The sequence below is a fragment of the uncultured Meiothermus sp. genome (genome assembly GCF_937863175.1).
Taxonomy (GTDB): Bacteria; Deinococcota; Deinococci; order Deinococcales; family Thermaceae; genus Meiothermus.
This window is the reverse complement of sequence record NZ_CALMCQ010000202.1, coordinates 1-1,208: the sequence shown is the minus strand read 5'-3', so window position 1 is coordinate 1,208 and position 1,208 is coordinate 1. Positions and strand designations below refer to the sequence as shown.

The 1,208-nt window shown below is 59.8% G+C and carries 2 protein-coding genes; both read right to left on the bottom strand.

Going from position 1 to position 1,208, the window contains the following annotated elements; translation table 11 throughout:
- The coding region (locus tag Q0288_RS07950) for a non-canonical purine NTP pyrophosphatase (RefSeq protein ID WP_299429362.1) at positions 1-244 on the bottom strand (244 nt) is incomplete at its 3' end.
- Positions 245-382: 138 nt separating this feature from the next.
- On the bottom strand, positions 383-1,099 hold the full coding sequence (gene rph / locus Q0288_RS07945; protein WP_299429361.1) for a ribonuclease PH: 717 nt from the start codon (positions 1,097-1,099) through the stop codon (positions 383-385).
- Positions 1,100-1,208 lie beyond the last annotated feature (109 nt).

The following is a 1,208-nucleotide window of genomic DNA, read 5'->3' as shown; positions in this document are numbered from 1 at the left end:
CCCCAGGCTCCCCCCCCAGGGCGGCCACTACCAGCCCCGAGTCGTCAGCCAGGGTCGGCATACCACTGTGCTTGGCCGCAAAAGCCGCCTTCAGCACTGCATTGTCTTCGAAGGTGGAGCCCTCCTCGGGCGGCATTTTGAAGGGATGGTCGAGCAAGGAAAACAGTGTCCAGCCCAGCGGTGCAAGCCCTTCCTTGATCTCGCGGTATTTACCTGGGTTGGAGGTAGCAATCAACAGACGCATCTCTAAACCATTTTAGCCGTAGATTGAAGGGAAGGATAGGATTAGGAGCCGACCGTCCAGGATCAGAAACCCATGGCCTGCGTCCGACAATGCGCAACGGTATATCCCCTGCGTACCCACTCTCCCCTATTCCCCCAATCAACTACGATTTCTTAGCTGCCCGTGCACCCGCCGCACCATCTCGGGAATTTGAGCCAGCCCCAGTTCCAACATGGCCTGATAGGTTGCCTTGGGCACCGGGCGGCCCTCTCCAGCTCCGTGTAGCTCGATGATGTCGCCCGATTGGGTGGCAACCACCGTCAGATCGGCCCAGGCATTTTCGTCTTCAACCTGGGTCAGGTCAAGCAACAAAGCCTTTTCACCCATCCAACCCACGCTCACTGCTGCAAACTCGGTCAGGGGCCACTCGTCAATCCTGCCCTGGTTCACCAGCCGATCCATCGCAATATGCAGTGCGGCATAGCCTCCTAGCAGCGAGGCCACACGGGTTCCGCCATCGGCCTGGATCACATCGGCATCAATCACCACGGTCTTGCCCGGCAGCAAGCTCAAGTCCAGTACAGCCCGGAAGGCCCGGCCCAGAAACCGCTGAATCTCCGCCGTGCGACCTGAAATTTTCTGCCGCTCGCGCTCTTTGCGCTCCTTCGTCGAGCGCGGCAACAGGCTGTACTCCGCCATTAGCCAGCCTTCGCGTCCCGAGACATGGCGGGGTACGCCCTCGGTAAGGGAGACATTCACCAGCACCCGGGTATTTCCCAGTTCTACCAGGGCCGACCCTTCGGCATAGTGCACATAGCCCACCCGAACCGACAGGGGGCGGAGTTCGTGGGCTTCTCGCCCGTCTTTGCGGTTCATCGCCGTGACTTTACCACCAGGGAGTGGCGTATGCCATAGCCACCATGTGGCTGGTAGGCTTTTATCATATGCGGTATGGACGAGGCGAAAGGCATACCCAGCCCGATAC